This is a genomic window from Aureimonas sp. Leaf454 (genome assembly GCF_001424685.1).
Classification (GTDB): Bacteria; Pseudomonadota; Alphaproteobacteria; order Rhizobiales; family Rhizobiaceae; genus Plantimonas.
This window is the reverse complement of the sequence record NZ_LMQT01000023.1, coordinates 94,178-114,027: the sequence shown is the minus strand read 5'-3', so window position 1 is coordinate 114,027 and position 19,850 is coordinate 94,178. Positions and strand designations below refer to the sequence as shown.

The 19,850-nt window shown below is 66.8% G+C and carries 19 protein-coding genes; 7 read left to right on the top strand and 12 right to left on the bottom strand.

Features of this window, described 5'->3' with window-relative positions; genetic code table 11:
- Nucleotides 1-5: 5 nt before the first annotated feature.
- Nucleotides 6-1,283 carry a crosslink repair DNA glycosylase YcaQ family protein gene (locus tag ASG43_RS18260; protein ID WP_082491039.1) on the bottom strand — a complete coding sequence of 426 codons (1,278 nt, stop codon included), beginning with the start codon at nucleotides 1,281-1,283 and terminating at the stop codon, nucleotides 6-8.
- Between the two features lie 5 nt (nucleotides 1,284-1,288).
- The gene (locus ASG43_RS18255) at nucleotides 1,289-3,205 is read right to left on the bottom strand and encodes an AMP-binding protein (protein WP_056508112.1); all 1,917 of its coding nucleotides are present in this window, start codon (nucleotides 3,203-3,205) and stop codon (nucleotides 1,289-1,291) included.
- Between the two features lie 670 nt (nucleotides 3,206-3,875).
- On the opposite strand from ASG43_RS18255, the gene ASG43_RS18250 reads away from it, so the two are divergent.
- Nucleotides 3,876-4,238, top strand: a complete 363-nt coding sequence (locus tag ASG43_RS18250; protein ID WP_056508110.1) for a response regulator — start codon at nucleotides 3,876-3,878, stop codon at nucleotides 4,236-4,238.
- A gap of 131 nt (nucleotides 4,239-4,369) precedes the next feature.
- Here the strand turns inward: ASG43_RS18250 and ASG43_RS18245 are convergent, their stop codons facing one another.
- The 9 genes from ASG43_RS18245 to ASG43_RS18205 all read right to left on the bottom strand — a co-directional run bounded on the left by ASG43_RS18245 (nucleotide 4,370) and on the right by ASG43_RS18205 (nucleotide 11,676).
- Complete coding sequence (locus ASG43_RS18245; RefSeq protein WP_156386769.1) at nucleotides 4,370-4,735, bottom strand: hypothetical protein; 366 nt, start codon at nucleotides 4,733-4,735, stop codon at nucleotides 4,370-4,372.
- Between the two features lie 35 nt (nucleotides 4,736-4,770).
- Nucleotides 4,771-5,310, bottom strand: coding sequence for a chemotaxis protein CheD (locus ASG43_RS18240; RefSeq protein WP_056508107.1), 540 nt, complete (start codon nucleotides 5,308-5,310; stop codon nucleotides 4,771-4,773).
- Entirely contained in the window at nucleotides 5,310-5,519 is a 210-nt protein-coding gene (locus ASG43_RS22955; RefSeq protein ID WP_280137230.1) for a response regulator, read from the bottom strand. Before ASG43_RS22955 ends, ASG43_RS18240 begins: the two co-directional genes overlap by 1 nt.
- 580 nt (nucleotides 5,520-6,099) lie before the next feature.
- A complete protein-coding gene (locus tag ASG43_RS18230) occupies nucleotides 6,100-7,131 on the bottom strand; it encodes a chemotaxis response regulator protein-glutamate methylesterase (RefSeq protein ID WP_056508105.1) in 1,032 nt (343 codons plus the stop codon).
- Nucleotides 7,128-8,009 carry a protein-glutamate O-methyltransferase gene (locus ASG43_RS18225; protein ID WP_056508103.1) on the bottom strand — a complete coding sequence of 294 codons (882 nt, stop codon included), beginning with the start codon at nucleotides 8,007-8,009 and terminating at the stop codon, nucleotides 7,128-7,130. The genes ASG43_RS18230 and ASG43_RS18225 overlap by 4 nt, the downstream gene beginning before the upstream one ends.
- 67 nt (nucleotides 8,010-8,076) lie before the next feature.
- Nucleotides 8,077-8,541, bottom strand: a complete 465-nt coding sequence (locus tag ASG43_RS18220) for a chemotaxis protein CheW (protein WP_056508398.1) — start codon at nucleotides 8,539-8,541, stop codon at nucleotides 8,077-8,079.
- Between the two features lie 5 nt (nucleotides 8,542-8,546).
- Complete coding sequence (locus tag ASG43_RS18215) at nucleotides 8,547-10,829, bottom strand: chemotaxis protein CheA (RefSeq protein WP_056508101.1); 2,283 nt, start codon at nucleotides 10,827-10,829, stop codon at nucleotides 8,547-8,549.
- Between the two features lie 158 nt (nucleotides 10,830-10,987).
- Nucleotides 10,988-11,356 carry a response regulator gene (locus ASG43_RS18210; RefSeq protein ID WP_056508099.1) on the bottom strand — a complete coding sequence of 123 codons (369 nt, stop codon included), beginning with the start codon at nucleotides 11,354-11,356 and terminating at the stop codon, nucleotides 10,988-10,990.
- Nucleotides 11,353-11,676 (bottom strand): STAS domain-containing protein, encoded by a 324-nt coding sequence (locus ASG43_RS18205; protein WP_056508098.1) that lies wholly within the window; start codon nucleotides 11,674-11,676, stop codon nucleotides 11,353-11,355. The genes ASG43_RS18210 and ASG43_RS18205 overlap by 4 nt, the downstream gene beginning before the upstream one ends.
- Nucleotides 11,677-12,101: 425 nt before the next feature.
- Between ASG43_RS18205 and ASG43_RS18200 the strand changes: the two genes are divergently transcribed.
- Nucleotides 12,102-13,469: an FAD-binding oxidoreductase gene (locus tag ASG43_RS18200; RefSeq protein ID WP_056508096.1), complete on the top strand. Its 1,368-nt coding sequence runs from the start codon at nucleotides 12,102-12,104 to the stop codon at nucleotides 13,467-13,469.
- 7 nt (nucleotides 13,470-13,476) lie between these two features.
- Here ASG43_RS18200 and ASG43_RS18195 read toward each other — a convergent pair whose 3' ends face one another.
- Nucleotides 13,477-13,812 (bottom strand): DUF2934 domain-containing protein, encoded by a 336-nt coding sequence (locus tag ASG43_RS18195; RefSeq protein ID WP_056508094.1) that lies wholly within the window; start codon nucleotides 13,810-13,812, stop codon nucleotides 13,477-13,479.
- Nucleotides 13,813-13,978: 166 nt separating this feature from the next.
- Here ASG43_RS18195 and ASG43_RS18190 point away from each other — a divergent pair, with 166 nt between their 5' ends.
- From ASG43_RS18190 to ASG43_RS18170, 5 genes are all read left to right on the top strand, one after another.
- Complete coding sequence (locus ASG43_RS18190; protein WP_056508092.1) at nucleotides 13,979-14,467, top strand: hypothetical protein; 489 nt, start codon at nucleotides 13,979-13,981, stop codon at nucleotides 14,465-14,467.
- A 13-nt stretch (nucleotides 14,468-14,480) separates the two neighbouring features.
- Nucleotides 14,481-16,424 carry a bifunctional diguanylate cyclase/phosphodiesterase gene (locus ASG43_RS18185; protein WP_056508091.1) on the top strand — a complete coding sequence of 648 codons (1,944 nt, stop codon included), beginning with the start codon at nucleotides 14,481-14,483 and terminating at the stop codon, nucleotides 16,422-16,424.
- A 334-nt stretch (nucleotides 16,425-16,758) separates the two neighbouring features.
- Complete coding sequence (betC, locus tag ASG43_RS18180) at nucleotides 16,759-18,276, top strand: choline-sulfatase (RefSeq protein ID WP_056508090.1); 1,518 nt, start codon at nucleotides 16,759-16,761, stop codon at nucleotides 18,274-18,276.
- 206 nt (nucleotides 18,277-18,482) lie between these two features.
- Nucleotides 18,483-19,373 carry a DMT family transporter gene (locus ASG43_RS18175; protein ID WP_244488156.1) on the top strand — a complete coding sequence of 297 codons (891 nt, stop codon included), beginning with the start codon at nucleotides 18,483-18,485 and terminating at the stop codon, nucleotides 19,371-19,373.
- An 81-nt stretch (nucleotides 19,374-19,454) separates the two neighbouring features.
- A complete protein-coding gene (locus ASG43_RS18170; protein ID WP_056508088.1) occupies nucleotides 19,455-19,799 on the top strand; it encodes a hypothetical protein in 345 nt (114 codons plus the stop codon).
- Nucleotides 19,800-19,850: the final 51 nt, after the last annotated feature.

Below are 19,850 nucleotides of genomic sequence, written 5' to 3'. Positions count from 1 at the left end.
GCGGGTCACGGCTCGTCCTTCGTCGGCGGGTCCTTAGCCCCATTCGCCGGGAGCGTCCATGACGGGAACGTGACATCGCGCGCCGCCTCGGCCGCGAGCCGCGGTCCGAAGTCGCCCTCCGTCTGGACCTCGATCCCGGCGAGGCCGAGCCATTTCGCCATCAGCGCCAGTTCGGCCAGCAGCGCCGCCGCCGTTTCCTCGGGCGCATGGGGTTCGGCATGGGCCGAGAGGACGCGCAGGATGCCGGCCGCACGGTCGGCCTTCAGGTCGACGCGGGCGACGAGCCGGTCGCCGAGGAGGAACGGCAGGACGTAATAGCCGTGGACCCGCTTTTCCGCCGGCGTGTAGATCTCGATCCGGTAGCGGAAGCCGAAGATCCGCTCCGCGCGGCCGCGCTCGAAGACCAGCGGATCGAAGGGCGAGAGGAGGGCGCGCGCCTCGACCTTGCGGGGCTGCCGCGCCGCGGGATGGAGGAAGGCCGGCTTCGACCAGCCCTCGACCGAGACGGGCAGCAGCGCGCCGGCCTCCACGAGCTCGGCGAGGCGCGGACGCACGTCCCCGGGCGCCAGACGGAAATAGTCGCCGAGATCGCCCGCGGTCGCGATCCCCAGCGCCCCGGCCGAACGCAGGAGGAGTTCGCGATGGGCCTCCTCGGGCGAAGGGGTGGGCATGGCGAGGATCGCGGCGGGCAGCACGCGTTCGGGCAGGTCGTAGACGCGCTCGAAGCCCCGGCGTGTCGCCGTCGTGATGCGGCCCGCCCAGAACAGATATTCGAGCGCGCGCTTGGTGTCGCTCCAGCCCCACCAGCCGCCGGGTCCCTTCGGCCCCTCCATCTTCGAGGTCGCGAGCGCGCCCTCGTCGACGATGCGCGCGAAGACCGCCTCGACCGCATCGCGCCGTTCGCGCGAGAAGCTCGCGAGGCCGCCGTAGATTCCGGTTCCGGCTTGCGCGCGCGCCATCCGCCAGCGCAGGAGCGGGTGCGTCTCCAGCGGCAGGAGCGAGGCCTCGTGCGCCCAGTATTCGAAGAGCCGGCGCGGCTTGCCCCAGGCGGCGGCTTCGAGCGCGGCGCGCGGATAGTCGCCGAGCCGGGAGAACAGCGGCATGTAGTGGGCGCGTGCCGAGACCGAGACGCTGTCGATCTGGAGGAGATGGAGGCGCCCGATGGTGCGCCCCATGCGCCGCCAGTCCGGCGCCTCGGCCGGACGCGTCTCACAAAATCCCTGCGCGGCGAGCGCGATTCGGCGGGCGAGCGCCGCGGACAGGGTGTCGGGGCGACGTGGCAAGCCGGTCAGGCCTCCGGACGAAGCCGCCCGACGGCGCTCTCCACTTCCGCGAGCGCGGCGGGATCCTCGATCGTCGCGGGCGTCTCGTAGGCGTCGCGATCGACGATCTTCTTCAGGGTTCCGCGCAGGATCTTGCCCGAGCGCGTCTTGGGCAATCGGTCGACGACGACGATCCGCCGGAACGCCGCGACCGGCCCGATCCGTTCGCGCACGCGCGCAACGAGTTCGGCCTCCACCGTCTCCATCGCGCCGGCCGAGCCGTGCTTCAGCACCACGAAGCCGCAGGGCAGCTCGCCCTTCATCTCGTCGCGCATGCCCACCACGGCGCATTCCGCCACGGCGGGATGGCCGGACACCGCCTCCTCCATCTCGCCGGTCGACAGGCGATGCCCCGCCACGTTGATCACGTCGTCCGTGCGCCCCATCACCACGATGTAGCCGTCGGCATCGATCAGCCCGGCGTCCGACGTGGCGTAATAGCCGGGAAAGACGGACAGATAGGCGTCTCGAAACCGCTTGTCCGCATTCCACAGCGTCGGCAGCGCGCCGGGCGGCAGCGGCAGTCGGATGGCGATCGATCCGAGGGTGGCCGGCGGCAGGACATGGCCGTCGGGATCGAGGATCGCCATGGCGTAACCCGGCATCGGCACGCCGGGACTGCCGTATTTCACGTCGAGGAGCCCGAGACCCGCCGGATTGGCCGCGACCGGCCAGCCCGTCTCGGTCTGCCACCAGTGATCGATCACCGGAATGGCGAGGGCCCGTTCGGACCAGAGGATCGTTTCGGTGTCGGCGCGCTCTCCGGCAAGGAACAGCGCGCGCAGCTTCGACAGATCGTAGGCGCGAGCCTTGCTGCCGTCGGGGTCCTCCCGGCGCATGGCCCGGATCGCCGTCGGCGCGGTGAAGAGGGCGACGACGCCGTGCTCGGCGGCGATGCGCCAATAGGTGCCGGCATCGGGCGTGCCGACCGGCTTGCCCTCGAAGAGCACGCTCGTGCAGCCTTTCAGAAGCGGGGCGTAGACGATGTAGGAATGGCCGACCACCCAGCCGACATCCGACGCGGCGAAGAAGACCTCGCCCGCCTTCGCCCCGAAGATCGCCTCCATCGACCAGTGGAGGGCGACCATGTGGCCGCCCTGGTCGCGCACGACGCCTTTCGGCTGCCCGGTCGTGCCGGACGTGTAGAGAATGTAAAGCGGATCGGTCGCCTTCAGGCGCGCGCAGGGAACGCTCCGGCCGGCCGCGATCTCGGCGCGCGCGCGCTCGCGGGCGTCGTTCCAGTCGTGATCGCGTCCGGCGACGAGTTCGGCGGGCCGTTGCGGGCGCTGCAGCACGAGAACGGCCTCGGGCTTGTGGGCGCTGAGCTCGATCGCCGTATCCAGCAGCGGCTTGTAGGCGACGATGCGGCCCGGCTCGATGCCGCAGGAGGCGGTCAGCACCGCCTTTGGCCTCGCGTCGTCGATCCGGGTGGCAAGCTCGCGCGCGGCAAAGCCGCCGAAGACGACCGAGTGGATCGCGCCGAGGCGGGCGCAGGCGAGCATGGCCGCGACCGTTTCCGGCACCATCGGCATGTAGATCACGACCCGGTCGCCGGTGACCACGCCCAGATCCTGAAGCGTCGCGGCCAGGGCTTCCACCTCGGCGAGCAGCTCGCGATAGGTGATGCGCCGCTTCGTCCCCGTCACCGGCGAGTCGTAGATCAGCGCCGCCTGCTCGCCGCGTCCGGCCGCGACATGCCGGTCGAGGGCGTTGTGGCAGGTGTTGCAGACGGCGTCGGGGAACCAGCGCCCATAGACGCCGCTCGCGGCGTCGAACGCGATTTCGGGCGCCTCGAACCAGTCGATCGCGCCGGCCTCCCGCATCCAGAACGTCTCGGTGTTGCTCTGCCAATCGGCATAGACGTCATGGTAGCGACTGCGCATCCGGGTCTCCCAACCATCCGGAGGTCTCGGCCCCCAGGCCAAGTCCATCACGACATTCTTACGGGACGCGCGCGCGAAGGGAAACGATCTCGATCAACCGCCGGGCCGCCTGTTTGTCAGGGCATCGACCCCTTCGCTTCGGCCCCTTCGATGCCGCTAAGCTCGATGCCGCGGCCGAGCGAGGAACCGCGAAATGGGACAGGGAGAGGCGTGAGAATCATGCGGTCGAAACAGAGGGATGTCCGCCGGCGCGGCGACCTCGCACGGGCCGGTCTAGTTCGATGGCGTCGCGTGGACGTATCGAGCCGCCGGCTTCCGTTCGGCAGCGCCGATCGATGGCCGCTCCCGCGTTTGTGGCCAATCTGCAACAGCTCCGTCGATCGCGAAAAAGCGTCGGGAACGATTTCGACGCCGGGCCGTTCCGACGGTTGAGATGTGCTGGGCCTTTCCCGCGCGCTCTCCATGCAAGGTGTGTCGGCATGTCGTCGATGGGGTTCGATGAGATGCCAAGAGGGGTGTTCGAGTTGGCGACAGGTATGACGCATCCGTCGAGGAGATCTCGATCGTTCACGGGAATCCAGAGCTTTGCTTCGCGGGGAGGGATCTCCTGCTCGGTCGAAGCGACCGCCCGCATCTCCCGGCGCGTTCAGACCGCGATCGCAGGTCTTTCATGAAACTGCGCGTGCTGATCGTGGAAGACGAACTGATCCTCGCCATGGATCTCGAGGACATGCTCCTGGACGCCGGCCATGAGGTCGTGGGTGTCGCAGCCGACATGCATCAGGCGATCGCGATGGCCGAGCAGCGCTCGCCCGACTTGGCTCTGATGGACGTCAATCTGGCGCGCGGGACGAACGGCGTCGAAACCGCCATTCAACTGCGACAGCGCTTCGACGTGCCCTCGCTCTTCATCAGCGGCAATCTCGATCCCAAGACCCGCGCCACCGCCTCGCGGTGCCGCCCGGTCGGCTTCGTGCCGAAGCCGTTCTCGCAGACCGACGTCCTCAGCGTGATCGCCACCGTCGCGGCCTGACGTTTCCATTCACCGATCCGCGCCCGTGCGGGACGTGCCGTCCCCGGGAATCGTCGGCGCTGCGCCTGCAGCGAAAGTCTCCGGCCGTCGGACGGGGATGCAAATGGGGATGGCCGGTGCCGCGTCGACGGTCAGAAGAACTCGAGCTCTCCGGTGTCTTCCTCGACCTGCGCCAGACGCGACGGATCGCTCGGCGCGCGTCCATCCAGCCGTTCCTTCAGATCGCTCAGCGTGATCAGGGACAGGGCTTCCTGCGTCTCGACGACCATGGACTCGGGGGATGCCATGGCCAGACAGGCCGCGAAGTCCGACAGATTGGCCAGGATCTGCTGGGTCAGGTCGATGCTCTGGGTGGCCCGGACGAAGTCCATGTTCTGCAGCGCCGGGGTTCCATCCTCGGCGAAGGCGAGGTGGTGAAACTCATCGGTGGCGTCCGCGAGGGCGTGAAGCTCGTAGGACATCCGCATGAGGACGTCGGACATGGTGGTTTTGGTCATGGATCGGACCCCGGCGCTGGACGAGATGGAAGACATCAGAAGAGCTCGAGATCGCCGATCGATTCCTGCCGGACGCGCATAGGCGGCGGCGGCGGAAGGCCAGCGGATTTTTCGATGAAGATTTGGCGGGCCCGCCCGCTATGGGGCCAGTATTCGATGCGTCGGCCCTTTTCGCCGCCGACATCGCCGCCCGTATAGGAGATGCGCTCGTCGGTGAGGAACGTGCGGGCGAACTTGACGTTCTTGGCGCCGATGTCGGTCAGTCCCTCGATCGTGCGGGCGCCGCCGAAGAGCTTGGCTTCCATCCGTTCCTTGCGGGCGCCCTTCTTCAGCAACCCGTTGATGAGGAGTTCCATCAGATAGAGGCCGTAGCTCTCGGAGCGCGAGGACTGGCTGCCGTCGGCCGATCCCGGCAGCAGGAAATGGTTCATGCCGCCGACGCCGGCGACGGGATCGCGGATGCAGGCCGCGACACAGGAGCCGAGCAGCGTGGTGAGGACGAGATCCTCGCCGACACCCCACTTGGCCTCGCCCTGGATGAGATTCAGACGTCTGCGTGCGACCGGCTCGACCATTATTGCAATCGTCCCACAACGGCTTCGAGGGTCTTCTGGAGGACCGGCACGGAGACCGGCTTGACGAGGAAATTGTTGACGCCGAGGGCGGCCGCCTTCTGAACGAGCTCCTTGTCGCCCCGTCCGGTCAGGATGACGAAGGGCGTCTTCTTGGTCGGCGCATAGGAGCGGATCGCCTTCAGAAGCTGCAGGCCGTCGAGCTTGGGCATGTTGAAATCGGAGATGATGAAGTTGGCGGGTNGGCGTCTTCTTGGTCGGCGCATAGGAGCGGATCGCCTTCAGAAGCTGCAGGCCGTCGAGCTTGGGCATGTTGAAATCGGAGATGATGAAGTTGGCGGGTGAGGCCATCATCATCTTCAGTGCCTCTTCGCCGTCCACCGCGAAGCTCACCTGCGTGATGCCGATCTGGTCGAGGGCGTCGCGGATCAGCATGCGGCTCGTACGCTGGTCGTCGACGACCAGGACTTTGAGGCTCTGCTTGCTGGCCATACCATGGAATCCTTCGATACTTGTCTGACGAATGCCGTCGCGGAGCAGACGGGGCCTAGGTTGGCCTTCTCTTCGGTCCGGCGGCGAGTCTGTGCCCCGCCGACCGAACCCTGCAGTCCTGTGTGCCCTTGCATTCAACCCGATCGGGCTTAACAAATGGCTCGCAAGTTCATCGCATCTGTCGCAACCCCTCGACGAACCCCGCACTTTGCGACCGGTCGACGAGGACGATGGCAAGGACCGTTGCGACGACGGGGGAGGCGGTCGCGCCGGAGCGGCGCGGCCTTCGCGAAGCGAGGTTCAGCCGAACGTTTCGCGCACGATGCCGGTCAACGGCACGCGCTTCTGCGCCGCGCCGATCTCATGGGCGACCCTCGGCATCCCATAGACGAGCGACGTCGCCTCATCCTGCGCCATCGTGCGCGCACCCGCCTGGCGCATCTTCAGGAGGCCCTCGGCGCCGTCGCGCCCCATGCCGGTGAGGATGATTCCGGTCATCCGCCCCTCCACGAGCTCGGCCGCGGAGTGGAACAGCACGTCGACGGAGGGCTTGTGTCCGTTCACCGGCTCGTCGCCGCCCAGGCGGATGCGCTGGCCGCCCCGGCCGTGCAGCGACATGTGCTGTGCGCCGGGAGCGACGTAGACATGGCCAGGCTTGATCACGTCGCCGTTGCGTCCTTCCACGACGCGGGCCTTGCAGATCTTGTCGAGCCGGGCCGTGAAGGAGGAGGTGAACGCGGCCGGGAGATGCTGGACGATCAGCGTCGGCGGACATTCGGCCGGAAAGTCCGACAGAACGGTGATCAGGGCCTCGACGCCGCCGGTGGACGATCCGATGAGGACGACCTTCGGCCAGTTCGCATGCTCGGCGTAGACCGCCTGCGCCGGCGCCGGGGCGGCGCGAGCCGTCTCTCGAGCGCCGCGCTGCGCGACGAGACGGGACTTCGCCTTCGCCGCTTCCTTGATGAGCCCCGGCAGATGTTCCAGCGTGTTGCCCTGAAGCCCGCTCGGCTTGGAGATGCAGTCGAACGCGCCCGTCTCCAGCGCCTGCAGCGTCGCGGAAGCGCCCGGCTGGGTCAGGTTCGAGACCATGATGACCGGCGTTGGCCGCAACCGCATGATCTTTTCGAGAAACTCGAGCCCGTTCATGTTGGGCATCTCGATGTCGAGCGTCACGACATCGGGATCGAGTTCCTTCATCTTGTCGCGCGCTTCGAGCGGATTGGCCGCTTCGCCCACGACCTCGATCTGCGGGTCGTGGCTGATCGCATGTTTCAGCAGGGCGCGCATGGTGCGCGAATCATCGACGACGAGGACGCGGACCGGGGTCATCGGACGTCGGTGTCCAGGCGGCGGTAGGCGGTCGTGCCCTCGAAGGCGAGATGGTCCATGGCAGGTCCCGTCAGTCGCTCGGAATGGCCCATGTAGAACCAGCCGCCGGGTTCGAGATAGCGGCAGAAGCGATGCCAGATCTTTTCGCGCGTCGGCTGATCGAAATAGATCGTGACGTTCCGGCAGAAGAGAGCCTGGAACGTTCCTTGCATCGGCCAGTCGCCGATGAGATTGAGTTCGCGGAACGAGACGAGGTCGCGCATGGCGTCCGAGACCTCGCTGGAATCGTTCGGCGCCGGTTTGAACCAGCGCTGGCGCAGCGGCTTTGGAACCGCCTCCAGCGTCGCGTCGTCGTAGATTCCGGCGCGCCCGAACGCGACGACGTTCGGATCGATGTCGGTGGCCAGAATGCGCACGTCGTGATTGGCGGCGTCGGGCATCAGCGACAGGATGGTGAGGGCGATCGAATAGGGCTCGTGCCCGTTCGAGCAGCCGGCCGACCAGATCCGCACGCGGCCCCCGCGCTTGGCCTGCGCCAGGAGCGGCGGCAGGAGGTCGCTCTTCAGGTGCTCGAAGTGATGGTTCTCGCGGAAGAAATGCGTGACGTTCGTCGTCAGTGCCGCGAGCATGCTCATCCGCTCGCTGGCGCCGCTGCTCCCGGCGATGTGCTGGCAATATTCCTTGAAGCTCGACAGGCCCAGCGTGCGCAAGCGCTTGGCGAGCCGCGAATAGACGAGGTTGCTCTTCGACGGCGACAACAGAATGCCGGAATCCTCGTGGAGGATCTTGGCGATCATCGTGAAGTCCGCGTCCGTCAGCAGAAACTCGCCCGAACCCGGCTTGTCTCCATCTCGCCGGTCTGCATCGAGCCTTGCCATCAAACTAGCCTTCCTCATGGGACCGAGGCCGGCGGCTCACGCTGCCGGCCCATTGTCTGCGACTGCCTCAGGCGGCCATTTCGCTCGGGGGCAGGACGCTGTCGACGGCGATCATCGAGATCATGCGGCCCTCGAAGGCCATGACGCCGCGAACGAAGGTCCGAGCCAGTTCCGAGGCGATGTCCGGCGTCGCCTGCAGCAGGTCGTCGCTGACCGTCAGGATGTCCGACACCGCGTCGACGAGCAGGCCGACCATCTGTCGATCGACGCGGACCACGATCACGACCGAGCGGGCCGTGGGTTCGGTCGGGCGGAAGCCGAGCCGCGCCGCGAGATCCACGATCGGCAGAACGGTGCCGCGAAGGTTGATCACGCCGACGACGAAGTTCGGGGCATGGGGGAGGGGGGTGGCCGCCGCGAAGCCGCGGATTTCGCGGACGGAGATGATGTCGACGCAGAATTCCTGCTCGCCGATCCGGAACGCGATCAACTCGCGCAGTCCGACTTTCTCGTTGTGGTCGTAGTCTGCCATGGCCGTCACTCCGCTGCCTGTAGGCCGTTGCCGAAGAAGTTCTGTTCAAAGCGAGAGGTGGCCGCGACGGCATCGACATCGAGGATCAGGGCGACCCGGCCATCGCCCATGATGGTCGCCGCGGCGACGCCGGGCACTCGTCCGTAATTCGACTCGAGGCTCTTGATGACGACCTGCCGCTGGCCTTGGATACCGTCGACGAGGAGCGCCGAGCGATTGCCGTTCTCCGCCTCGACGAGGATGGCGACGCCTTGGATCGCGTCCGTCGGCTGGTGACGGTAGCCGAGCTGCTGGGCGACATCGATGAGCGGCAGGAACGTATCGCGCACCGCGATGAGGCGCTGGTCGGAGCCGAAGCCGCGCACCTCGGACGGTTTGGGCTTCAGCGTCTCGATGATGGCGGTCAGCGGCACGACCAGCGTCTGGCTGCCGGCCGAGACGATCATGCCGTCGAGAACGGCGAGCGTCAGCGGCAGGCTCATGGTGAACATCGAGCCCTCGCCAGGCTTCGAGGCGATCGACACACGCCCGCCGAGCGCCTGGATCGAACGCTTCACGACGTCCATGCCGACGCCGCGGCCGGACAATTCGGAGACCTCCACCTTGGTCGAGAAGCCCGGCAGGAAGATCAGGTTGTCGATCTCCTCGTCGGTCAACGCGGCGTCCGGCGGGATCAGGCCCTTCTTGATGGCGATGTCGCGCACGACCGGACGGTTGATGCCGGCGCCGTCGTCCGAGATCTCGATGACGATGCGGCCCGAGCGATGCATCGCGGCGACGCGGACCGTTCCCTCTTCCGGCTTGCCCGCGGCGAGCCGCTTCTCCGGCGATTCCAGCCCATGATCGATGGCGTTGCGGATCATGTGCGTCAGCGGATCGGACAGGCGCTCGATGACGGTCTTGTCGACCTCCGTGCCTTCGCCTTCCGTCACGAGCTTGACGTTCTTCTTCGTCGCGTCCGCGACCTCCCGCACGAGGCGGGGCAGGCGCTGGAAGACCGACTTCACCGGCTGGGCGCGGATCGCCATCACCGAATCCTGGATCTCGCGCGTCAGCTGCTCCAGCTCGTCGAGGCCGACGGCGACGTCGGAGGCGTGGGCGAGGCCCGCCTGGGTGACGCGCTGGGAGAGCATGACCTGGTGGATCACGAGCTCGCCGACGAGATCGATCAACCGGTCGACGCGCTCCAGATCGACGCGGATCGTCGCGCCGGCCTGGCCTCCACCTTCGTTGCCGGAGGCGGGGGCAGCGGCGGCCGGAGCGGCGGCTGCCTTCGCAGGCGCCTTGGCGATCGCCGGCGGGGCATCCGCCACGGCCGCGACGGCGGCGGGCTTGGCGGGCGACTTGGCCTTGGCCTTGGGCTCGACCGTCTCCACGGCCTTCGGGGCTTCCGCCGCCTCGTCCGCCGCCTGCATCCGGGCGAGAAGCGCGGCGATCTCCGGGTCCATCGCGACGTCGTCATCGCCGGCGTCGAGGACCCGCTCGATGATCACTTCGGCCTCGTAGGAGGCGAACTCGAAGATCTCCTGGAGCGCGGCCTCGTCCCGGTCGGTCGTCAGATCGATCGTCCAGGCGAGGAACGCGCCTTCCGGATCGCAGTCGGGGAGAAGCGGCGTGTCGGTCGTATCGCAGGTCACCCGGCCGAGACCGAGAGCGAGCACCTCACGGATGAGGCGTGCCGTCTCGTTCGCCTTGGCGTACATTTCCGGGCGCGGCTTGAAGGTGATGCGGAACTTCGTCGCGGTCTCGGCGAGGAGATCGTCGAATTCGATGGCGACCGGGGTGAAGTCGAGGCCGTCCATTCCGTCGCCGTCCATGGCGGGGAACAGCGACTCCTCGGCCTCCTCCACCTCCGGCGCTTCCTCTTCCTCGACCTCGGCGGTCTCGGAGGCCGACAGCGGCTTTCCCTCGACGAGCTCCTTCAGCTCCGCGACGAGCGTCTTGGTGCGCGCGGCATCGACCGAACCGCCGTCGCGCGCCACCGTGATGAGGTCGGCCAGGACGTCGGCGGCGCGAAGGAGGACCTTCAGCACATCCGGCGTCGGCTCCATGCGATCGGAGCGGACCTCGTCGAGCGTCGTCTCGAAGATGTGGGCGAAGTGGACGAGATCGTTGAGGTTGAAGGCACCGGCGCCTCCCTTGACCGAATGGACGGCGCGGAACACCGCGTTGACGGTATCGGAGTCGGCCGAACCGCTCTCCATGGCGAGAAGGCCGGATTCGAGCTCCCCAAGCTGCTCGACGCATTCCTCGAAGAATGTCGCCCGGATTTCCGCCATCGCGTCCATAGTCGTCTCCAAGGTGCCGGACATGTCCGGCGGTCAGGTCTGGTCTGCGCTTCCGGGCCTACGTCTTCCACGATGGGGCAGGAACGAGGCTGGAGAGACGCAATCCCCGTTCCGCCCCGTGTCGCGGGCCGGCATGTCCGCCGGTGCGCGAAAGGGCGTCAGGCCGCCACGCGCCGGATGGCGTCGACGAGCTTCACCGGGTCGAACGGCTTCACGATCCAGCCGGTGGCGCCGGCGCGGCGGGCGCGGGCCTTCTTCTCCGCGTCGCTCTCCGTGGTGAGGACGAGGATCGGGATGGCGCGGAACGACTGGTCCGAACGGACCTCCTCGATGAACTGGAGGCCGTCCATGCGCGGCATGTTCACGTCGGTGATGATGACGTCGGGATAGGCCATGCCCTGCAGCACTTCGATGCCGTGGACGCCGTCTTCTGCCTGCACGACGTTGAAACCCGAAGCTTCGAGAGCGCGGCGCAGCATCTCGCGCATGGTGCGGGAATCGTCGACCGTGAGAATGGTCTTCGTCATCGGGTGATCTCCTTGTCGATCAGACTGTCGACGGTGAGCCCCAGCAGCTGCAGCCCGTCCTGAAAGCCCTGGGAGGGCTTGGCGATTTCGAGGGCGGTCATGTCGCTCTTCCAGGTCACGACTGCCGAGAGCAGGACCTGGAGACACTGGCCGCCGATCCGTTCGACGGCCGAGGCGTCGATCACGATCGGTTCTCCGCGGGCGGCGAGGAGGCTCTCGTGAAGCGCTGCCGCGGCGGGATAGTCGAGATGGGGCACGAGCTCGATCGTCGCCCCGGCTTTCGGGGCCGCCTTCGCGGCGGCCGTCTTGGGCTTGCGCATTTAGAACTCTTCCCCATCGCAGGTGTTGAGGTCGACGGCGGGAGCTGGGGCTTCGGCCGTCCGGGACGACGCCGCCGACATCGCGTGTCCGCATCTTCCGGTCCGACCGTCCCGGACGAAGGCGCGTCCGGTCGTTCGGCGGGAAGGGGCGGAGACGTGGCGCATGGTGGCTCGTTTCGAGTGGATCGGGACCGACCGTGGCGATGATGCCGGCAGGACACGCAGCGCGCCGCGCTCCGCTTTGCCTTCGGGGTCTTGCAAAACAACCGTAGGCGGGAACTCCTAAACCTTGGTTACTGGCGGACCAAATATCAACCAAGCATTGTCGTGCCACAGCCTGATGATCTCCCGCGCATCGCGGGAGACGCAAAGACTTTGTTCGGCGTTTTCATGCAAGGCTCGGACGTGCCAGCAAGGACCCGACCATGCCCGATCTCGAGAGTGCCGGACCGAGCGCCGACGTCTCGCCCCAGCGTCTGACGGGCTGGGGACGCACGCGCCACGCGACGACGACGGTGGCCGAGCCGTCCGACGAAAGGGACGTTGCGACGTCTCTCGCCACGATGCGCAGCGCGCGGGGCATCATCCCCTTCGGCGCCGGCCGGAGCTATGGCGACGTCGCGCTGAACGACGGCGGCGCGACGCTGATCGCGACGGACCTCGATGCGATGGCCCCCGTCGACGAGGACGGATGCCTAGTCTGCGGCCCCGGCGTGACGTTTCGACAGGTGCTCGAAAAGGAACTGCATCGCGGATGGATCATGCCGGTCTCGCCGGGGACGGCCTTTGCGACCGTGGGCGGCGCCATCGCGAACGACGTCCATGGCAAGAATCACGACCGCGCGGGAAGCTTCGGCGACCACGTCCGCTGGATCCGTCTGGCACTCCCCGATGGACGCATCGTGAGGACGTCGCCGGTCGAGGACCCCGACCTCTTCGACGCCACGATCGGCGGGCTCGGCCTCACCGGCATCATCGTCGAAGCCGCGATCGGATTGAAGCGCGTGGCGTCCTCCCACGTGACCTTGCGGGAGGATCGCGCGGGCGATATCGAGGCGTTGATGGACGGCTTGCGGCGGGGGCGCGAGACGTCGAGCTACACGGTGGCCTGGATCGATGCCGTTGCGCGAGGAAAGAGCCTCGGACGGGGAATCCTCCAGGCGGCGGAACCGGCGGACGGTCCTCTCGAGCCGGCACCGCCGCTGCGCGCGCGTCGCCTGCCGTTCGATCTTCCCGCTCTGGCGTTGAATCCGCTCAGCATCGGGGCCTTCAACCAGCTCTACTTCCGGCGGGTTCCAGCGGCCGGCCGGGACAGCCGGGTGCCCCTGACGACCTTCCTATATCCGCTGGACGCCCTTCTCGACTGGAACCGGATGTACGGGCGGCGCGGCTTCTATCAGTTCCAATGCGTCATCCCGGAGGCGCAGGCCGATCTCGGCATCCGGCAACTGCTGGAAGCCATCGCGGCGGACGGATCCGGTTCCTTCCTGGCCGTTTTGAAGACGCTCGGCCGAAGCGGACGGGGGCATCTTTCCTTTCCCATGCCCGGCTTCACGCTGGCGCTGGATTTTCCGGCGCGGAACCGGACCCCGGATCTCATGAGCCGCCTGGAGCGGCTGACCCTCGACCACGGCGGGCGGATCTATCTCGCCAAGGACGCCTGTCTCTCGCCGGGGGGATTTGACCGCATGTATCCGCGGCTCGGCGAGTTCCGCAGGGTCCTCGACCGGATCGACCCGGAACGACGAATGGCCTCCGATCTCTCGCGCAGATTGCAGATCCGCGCGAGATGAACGGGCTTCACCCCTTGTCGCGGGACCTGCGCGCCGGCTTCTTCTGGTCTGCCGACAGCGGCAGTTCGTCGGCGAGGCTGACCTCGACCTCGTGGCTCGGCCCACCCGCGTCCTCGCCGAGATCGGTGAGGCCGGGCACGTCGGCCTGGTTCTCCGCCATGAATGCGGGCTCGACGACCTCGTCGAGCGTCTCCCCGACTGGTGTCAGGGTGGCGTCGTAGCTGTCCTGCAGCGCGATGATCTCGCGCGCCGAAGCCCAGTGGCTCGCCGCCCGTCCGTCCGGACGGCCTTCATGTTCCCAAAGCTCGTGCGCCTTCTGGCGAATGCGGTCGTCATCGTTCATGGCCCGTCTCCCATTTCGCGGATCAATGGTCGACCGTTCCGTAAGTTCCCCCGCAACAAGCAGCGAAGTATCGAGAAGCAAACTGATTTATCGGCAAAATGTGTTCACTGAACTTTAAATCGGCGATGACAGTTTGAGACGGAGAGCCACCGAAGAGTCTGAACCGATGACGATCCTCAATCGCCGCTCCGTGATCCTCTTGGGAGCTGGTATCATGACCCTCGGCTTTCATCGGGCCTTCGCCGACGAGCCGATTTTGACCGTGAGCGGTGCGATCTCGGCTCCTGCTGAGCGCAGGTTTACACTGGCTCAACTCGAGGCGCTTCCGGCCCTTCGCTTCACGACGACAACGCCTTGGCACGAGGCCCCGGTCACGTTCGAGGGTGTCGATCTCGATGCCTTCCTCACGACGCTGGGAGCCACCGGCTCGAAACTGCGCCTCACCGCCCTCAACGACTACGTCGCCGACATGGACATCGCGAGCGTCGCCGGTCAGGGCGCCATTCTCGCGTATCGTGAGAACGGGCAGACGATGTCTGTCACCGAGCGGGGACCACTCTTTCTGGTCTTTCCGTTCGACGACAACGCGGCTTTGAAGCTCCCCTCGTTCTATGCACGCTGCGTCTGGCAGCTCGCTTCGCTCGAAATTCTCTGAGGCCGGGAACGACATGTTTCGGCTGGCCCGCTCTTTCAAGCTCTTGCTTGCGCTGTTGACCGGTGCCTTCGCCGTCCTTGCGATCTGGGCGTCGTTTCTCATCGTGAAAAGCCAGAAGCAGATCGTCACGACGCCGCGCTACAACTACTCCTTCGATATCGCGCAGGCGAGCAGCGAGATGTTGCGTCTGCAGGTCGCCCTCGCATCCCGGCTCGTCCCGCAAACGGGGGCGACGGACGATGACGTCGCGCTGCGCAGAGATATCCTCCAATCCCGGATCAAAGGCCTGCTGGACAAGATGCTGATCGGCTACGGACCCAGCGTCGCCGCATCTCGCCAGACCTTCGAGGATATCAACGTCGCGGTTGAGACGATCGGAGCGATGTTTGAAGACCTCGATCGGCCCGAAGTGGTCGGAAAGGCGATCGCGATCCTCAAGCCCTTGAACCGCCAGCTCGTCCGCCTCGCGTCGATTTCGCATGTCGAGGGCAGCGACGCCCACACGCGCGAGCAGGGTCATTTGAGCGACGCGTTCACCGCGCTGTCGGCGATCATCGTCGCGATGATCTTGTCCGGTATTTCCCTTCTCTGTGCCGTGTTTGTCCAAAGTGAAAAGGCCAAGCGTACCGCGCTGCGGGATGACCTGACGGGTGTCTCGAACCGCTTGGCCTTCAGGAACCAACTCCGATCCAAAAAACCCTATCAATCTCAGGCCGTCGTGCTTCTCGACGTCGATCACTTCAAGAACATCAACGACACGCTCGGCCATGCGGCGGGCGACCTCTTGTTGATCGCGATGACCGGACGGCTCGTCGACGCGGCGGGTGAGGCCGCCATGCTGGCGCGCCTGGGAGGAGACGAATTCGGCATTCTCTTCGTCGGCGAAGCGGCCGGGTCCGAAGCGCAGAGTTGCGCGGAAGCCATTCTGGGATCGCTTCGCGCGCCGCTCTTCGTGGACGGACATTCCCTGTCCGTGAGCGCCTCGATGGGGATCGCCGTCGACGAGAGATCGGAATGGCGCGACGAAACACCCTTGATGAAGAGCGCCGATCTCGCGCTCTACGCCGCGAAGGCCGCCGGTCGAGGATGCGCGCGGCTGTTCGCGCCCGAAATGGAGAATGGTCTCATCCGGCGCCAGCGGATCCTGAACGGCCTGAAGATGGCGATCGCCCGGAACGAATTCTCCCTCGCCTTCCAGCCGATCGTCTCGCTCGAAACCCGACGGCTCGAAGGCTTCGAAGCCCTTCTGCGATGGCGCCATCCCTCGTTCGGTCCGGTTTCTCCCGCCGAATTCATTCCGGTCGCAGAAGACAGCGGGCTGATCGTGGAGATCGGCCGATGGGTCGTGGAGGAAGCCTGCCGGACGGCCGCCGCATGGCCCGAGAGGATCAGCATCTCGATCAACGTGTCCGGCCGCCAGTTTGCCGATCCTCGGCTCTGCGGCTGCATCGAGGACGCGCTTCTGCGCCACGGCATCTCGGCCGGACGTCTCAACGTGGAACTCACCGAGAGCATCCTCGTCGAGCAGGACGAGGACGTGCTGGCGATCCTCATGCGGCTTCGCAAGCTGGGCGTGGCCATCTCGCTCGACGATTTCGGCACGGGCTATGCGTCGCTCGGCTACCTCCGGCGCTTCGCCTTCGACAAGTTGAAGATCGACCAGAGCTTCGTTCGCGACAGCCCGTCCGACCTGTCGAGCCTCGCCATCATCCGGGCGATCTGCGACCTCGCTCTGGCGCTCGGCCTGAAGATCGTCGCGGAAGGGATCGAGACGCAGGAGCAGCTCGACCAGATGATCGCCGCCGGCTGCCACGACGGGCAGGGCTACCACTTCGACCGTCCCCTGTCGGCCGAGGCCGCGAGCGAGCGGGTCGCGCGCGATGGCGTCGTCGCGCTCTCGGCGATGCCGGCCGCCGCCATGCGCTGTCCGGTCGAGCAGGTTCGGCAGATCGCCTGATGCCGGGAGACATCGCAAATGGCTCCCGGGGCTTTGTTTTGGGGACTGTCGCAAGCCTCTGGCGCGTCTGGGACCTTCGCCATCTCTTCAGCGGCTGGACGCGTCCGCGTCTTCGGCCGCTGGTATGACGCGGTCGGCGTGTCTACGACATCGCGGTGCGCGAGGAGACATGCCTGGGGCGACATGGCTTCCTAAGCTTTGTCAGGGATCCGTGGAAACCGGTATCCCGAAGAGACAAGCGGCATCGTCCAACGAGGGGCCTTCTGGTTCAGCATGAACCGGAGAGTCTCGCGTGTCGAGCGAAGACGCCCCACGCCTGGAACCGCGCAAAGCCATGACCGAACGCCCCAACATCCTGATCTTCATGGTCGACCAGCTGAACGGGACCTTCTTTCCCGACGGGCCTGCGGACTTCCTTCATGCCCCGAACCTGAAGGCCCTGGCCGCCCGCTCGCTCCGCTTTTCCAAGGCCTACACCGCGAGCCCGCTCTGCGCGCCGGCGCGGGCGTCCTTCATGGCGGGTCAGTTGCCCTCGCGCACGGGCGTCTACGACAACGCCGCCGAGTTCGCCTCCTCGATCCCGACCTATGCCCATCACCTGCGGCGCGCCGGCTACCACACCGCCCTGTCCGGCAAGATGCACTTCGTCGGACCCGATCAGCTTCACGGCTTCGAGGAGCGACTGACGACCGACGTCTATCCCGCCGATTTCGGCTGGACGCCGGATTACCGCAAGCCCGGCGAGCGGATCGACTGGTGGTACCACAATCTCGGCTCGGTCACGGGCGCGGGCGTCGCCGAGATCACGAACCAGTACGAATACGACGACGAGGTCGCCCATTTCGCCGGTCAGAAGCTCTACGACCTCGCACGCGGCCGCGACGATCGCCCGTTCTGCCTCACCGTCTCCTTCACCCATCCGCACGATCCCTACGTAGCCCGTCGCCGCTATTGGGATCTCTACGAGGATTGTCCGGCTCTGGCCCCAACGGTCGGCCGCATCCCCTTCGACGAGCAGGATCCGCATTCCCAGCGCCTGATGCGCGCCTGCGAGGACGAGAAGTACGAGATCTCTCCCGAGGCGATCGCCCGCGCGCGTCGCGGCTATTTCGCCAACATCTCCTATGTCGACGAGAAGATCGGCGAGATCCTCGACATCCTCGCCCGCTGCCGGCTGGAGGAAAACACGGCCGTCCTCTTCCTCTCCGACCATGGCGACATGCTGGGCGAGCGGGGGCTTTGGTTCAAGATGAACTTCTTCGAGGGCTCGTCCCGCGTGCCGCTGATGCTCGCAGCCCCTGGGCTCGACGGCCGCCGCATCGATGCCCCGGTTTCCACGCTCGACCTCGTGCCCACGCTCGCCGAACTCGGCGGCATCGATCTATCCGAGGTCGAGCCCTGGACCGACGGTCTGTCGCTGCTCGGCACCGCCGAGCGGGGCGAGCGCGCGGCGCCGGTCCCCATGGAATATGCCGCCGAGGGTTCCATCGCCCCGATGGTCGCCCTGCGGGACGGTCCCTTCAAGCTCTCGCGCTGCAGCGCCGATCCCGATCTTCTCTTCGACCTCGACGCCGACCCGAACGAACTGGCCGATCTCTCCGGAGATCCGGCCCATGCCGCGACGCGCGAACGCCTCTCCCGGGCGATCGACGCGCGCTGGGATCTCGCCGCCTTCGACCAGGCGGTTCGCGAGAGCCAGGCGCGCCGCCACGTCACCTATGCTGCCCTGCGCAACGGCGCCTATTACCCCTGGGACCACCAGCCGTTGCGCCAAGCTTCCGAGCGCTACATGCGCAACCACATGGACCTCAACGTCCTGGAGGAGAATCAGCGCTATCCCCGCGGCGAATGAGGGCGGCCGCGCCCGCGACCGGCGAGGGGCGATCGGCGAGGGGCGGTAGTCGGGGGCGGCCGGCGAGGGGCCGGCGAGGGGAATGGGCCGGCGGCTTGGCGGCGACCGGAAAGAGCTTCGATCTCTCGGTGCTTTCGCAGGTCGAACGGGTTATGAGACCGCGAACGGCCTTCGGCCACCAGGGCTCCTCATTCCCGGCAGTGCATGTGAACGGCAACAGACTGATCGTCGGCATCGTCCTGACCGTCTTCGCGGGCACGGTCTTCTCGGCGATGGACGCGGGCGCCAAATATCTCACCCTCCATCTGCCGGTGCTGCAGGTCGTCTGGGGGCGCTACGTGTTCCAGACGCTCCTGATGAGCGGTTACCTCGCGGCGACCACCGGCCCCCGCTTCCTGAAGACACGCCGTCCCGTGCTGCATCTTCTGCGCGGCATGACTCTGCTCGGCGCGACGCTTCTCATGTATATCGGCCTGTCCCGCGTCTCCCTTGCCGATGCGACGTCGGTGATGTTCTTCTCCCCGATCATCATCACGATCCTCTCGGTCCTGTTCCTCAAGGAGACGATCGGCCTTCACCGGATCCTCGCGGTCGTCGCGGGCTTTCTCGGCGTTCTCCTCATCGTGCGTCCCGGCGCCTCGGGCACCGATCCCTATCTCTTCTTTCCGCTCGCGGCGGCCGTGTTGAACGCGGTCTATATGCTGCTGACGCGTCAGCTGGCGGGCAGCGACGAGGCGCCGGCCACCCAGTTCAACACCACGGCGGTGGGGGCGCTGATCCTGACAGTCCTCGTCGTTCCGCAATGGCAGACGCCGAGCGCGACCCATTTCGCCCTGCTCGTCTTCGTCGGCTGCGTCGGGGCGATCGGTCACTTCTCCCTCGTCGTCGGCTTCCGCTACGCCTCCGCCTCGCTCCTTTCCCCGTTCCTCTACAGCCAGGTCCTGTCGGCCACCGCCATCAGTCTGCTCCTGTTCGGCGATCATCTGCGCTGGACGACGCTGGTCGGGACGGCGATCCTCATCGCGAGCGGGCTCTACATATGGTGGCGCGAGAACCGCCGCGTCCTTCCCGCGGTCGTCGAGACGACGGATCCGTAGGAGCGCACCCATTCGGGGCGATCGCCGGGCGGAACGGACCGGCCGTATCCAGGCTTCCGTTGGACGAAGCGAGGATTCGACGTGCTGATCTTTCATCCCGTCCTGGTGGCCACCGACAGCAGCGACGAGGAAGGCCAGCTCGCCTTTCACGACGGCAAGCTCGTCGCGATCCTCGTTCGCCTCGCCGGGGTGGAACATCGCGAGGATCGGGGCCGGCTCTATGTCGAGGCGAGCTTCGGCTCGCTGTCCGGCCATCCCGCGCAGACCTTTTCCTCGCTGGACGAGGCCGCGGACTGGCTGAACGTGGAGCTCGGCGCGGGTGCGCAGACGCCGGCTTGCGGCCGCACCTACGAGACCGGCAAGCCCGTCAGCCCGGGGGAGGTCGCCGCTCTCGCCCAGCGCGACGATCGCGCCGCCCCGCGCTGACGGAACACCGGCGCGTTGAAGCGTCGGGCCATCGACGCCATCTGCGTCCCG

Bases quoted from the DNA above. Each gene is read 5' to 3' on its own strand.
- betC (WP_056508090.1), top strand. From the start codon at position 16,759: ATGACCGAACGCCCCAACATCCTGATCTTCATGGTCGACCAGCTGAAC.
- ASG43_RS18190 (WP_056508092.1), top strand. From the start codon at position 13,979: ATGACGATCCTCAATCGCCGCTCCGTGATCCTCTTGGGAGCTGGTATC.
- ASG43_RS18205 (WP_056508098.1), bottom strand. From the start codon at position 11,676: ATGCGCAAGCCCAAGACGGCCGCCGCGAAGGCGGCCCCGAAAGCCGGG.
- ASG43_RS18195 (WP_056508094.1), bottom strand. From the start codon at position 13,812: ATGAACGATGACGACCGCATTCGCCAGAAGGCGCACGAGCTTTGGGAA.
- ASG43_RS18185 (WP_056508091.1), top strand. From the start codon at position 14,481: ATGTTTCGGCTGGCCCGCTCTTTCAAGCTCTTGCTTGCGCTGTTGACC.
- ASG43_RS18250 (WP_056508110.1), top strand. From the start codon at position 3,876: ATGAAACTGCGCGTGCTGATCGTGGAAGACGAACTGATCCTCGCCATG.
- ASG43_RS18210 (WP_056508099.1), bottom strand. From the start codon at position 11,356: ATGACGAAGACCATTCTCACGGTCGACGATTCCCGCACCATGCGCGAG.
- ASG43_RS18245 (WP_156386769.1), bottom strand. From the start codon at position 4,735: ATGACCAAAACCACCATGTCCGACGTCCTCATGCGGATGTCCTACGAG.
- ASG43_RS18225 (WP_056508103.1), bottom strand. From the start codon at position 8,009: ATGGCAAGGCTCGATGCAGACCGGCGAGATGGAGACAAGCCGGGTTCG.
- ASG43_RS18230 (WP_056508105.1), bottom strand. From the start codon at position 7,131: ATGACCCCGGTCCGCGTCCTCGTCGTCGATGATTCGCGCACCATGCGC.
- ASG43_RS22955 (WP_280137230.1), bottom strand. From the start codon at position 5,519: ATGCCCAAGCTCGACGGCCTGCAGCTTCTGAAGGCGATCCGCTCCTAT.
- ASG43_RS18220 (WP_056508398.1), bottom strand. From the start codon at position 8,541: ATGGCAGACTACGACCACAACGAGAAAGTCGGACTGCGCGAGTTGATC.
- ASG43_RS18240 (WP_056508107.1), bottom strand. From the start codon at position 5,310: ATGGTCGAGCCGGTCGCACGCAGACGTCTGAATCTCATCCAGGGCGAG.
- ASG43_RS18215 (WP_056508101.1), bottom strand. From the start codon at position 10,829: ATGGACGCGATGGCGGAAATCCGGGCGACATTCTTCGAGGAATGCGTC.
- ASG43_RS18200 (WP_056508096.1), top strand. From the start codon at position 12,102: ATGCCCGATCTCGAGAGTGCCGGACCGAGCGCCGACGTCTCGCCCCAG.
- ASG43_RS18255 (WP_056508112.1), bottom strand. From the start codon at position 3,205: ATGCGCAGTCGCTACCATGACGTCTATGCCGATTGGCAGAGCAACACC.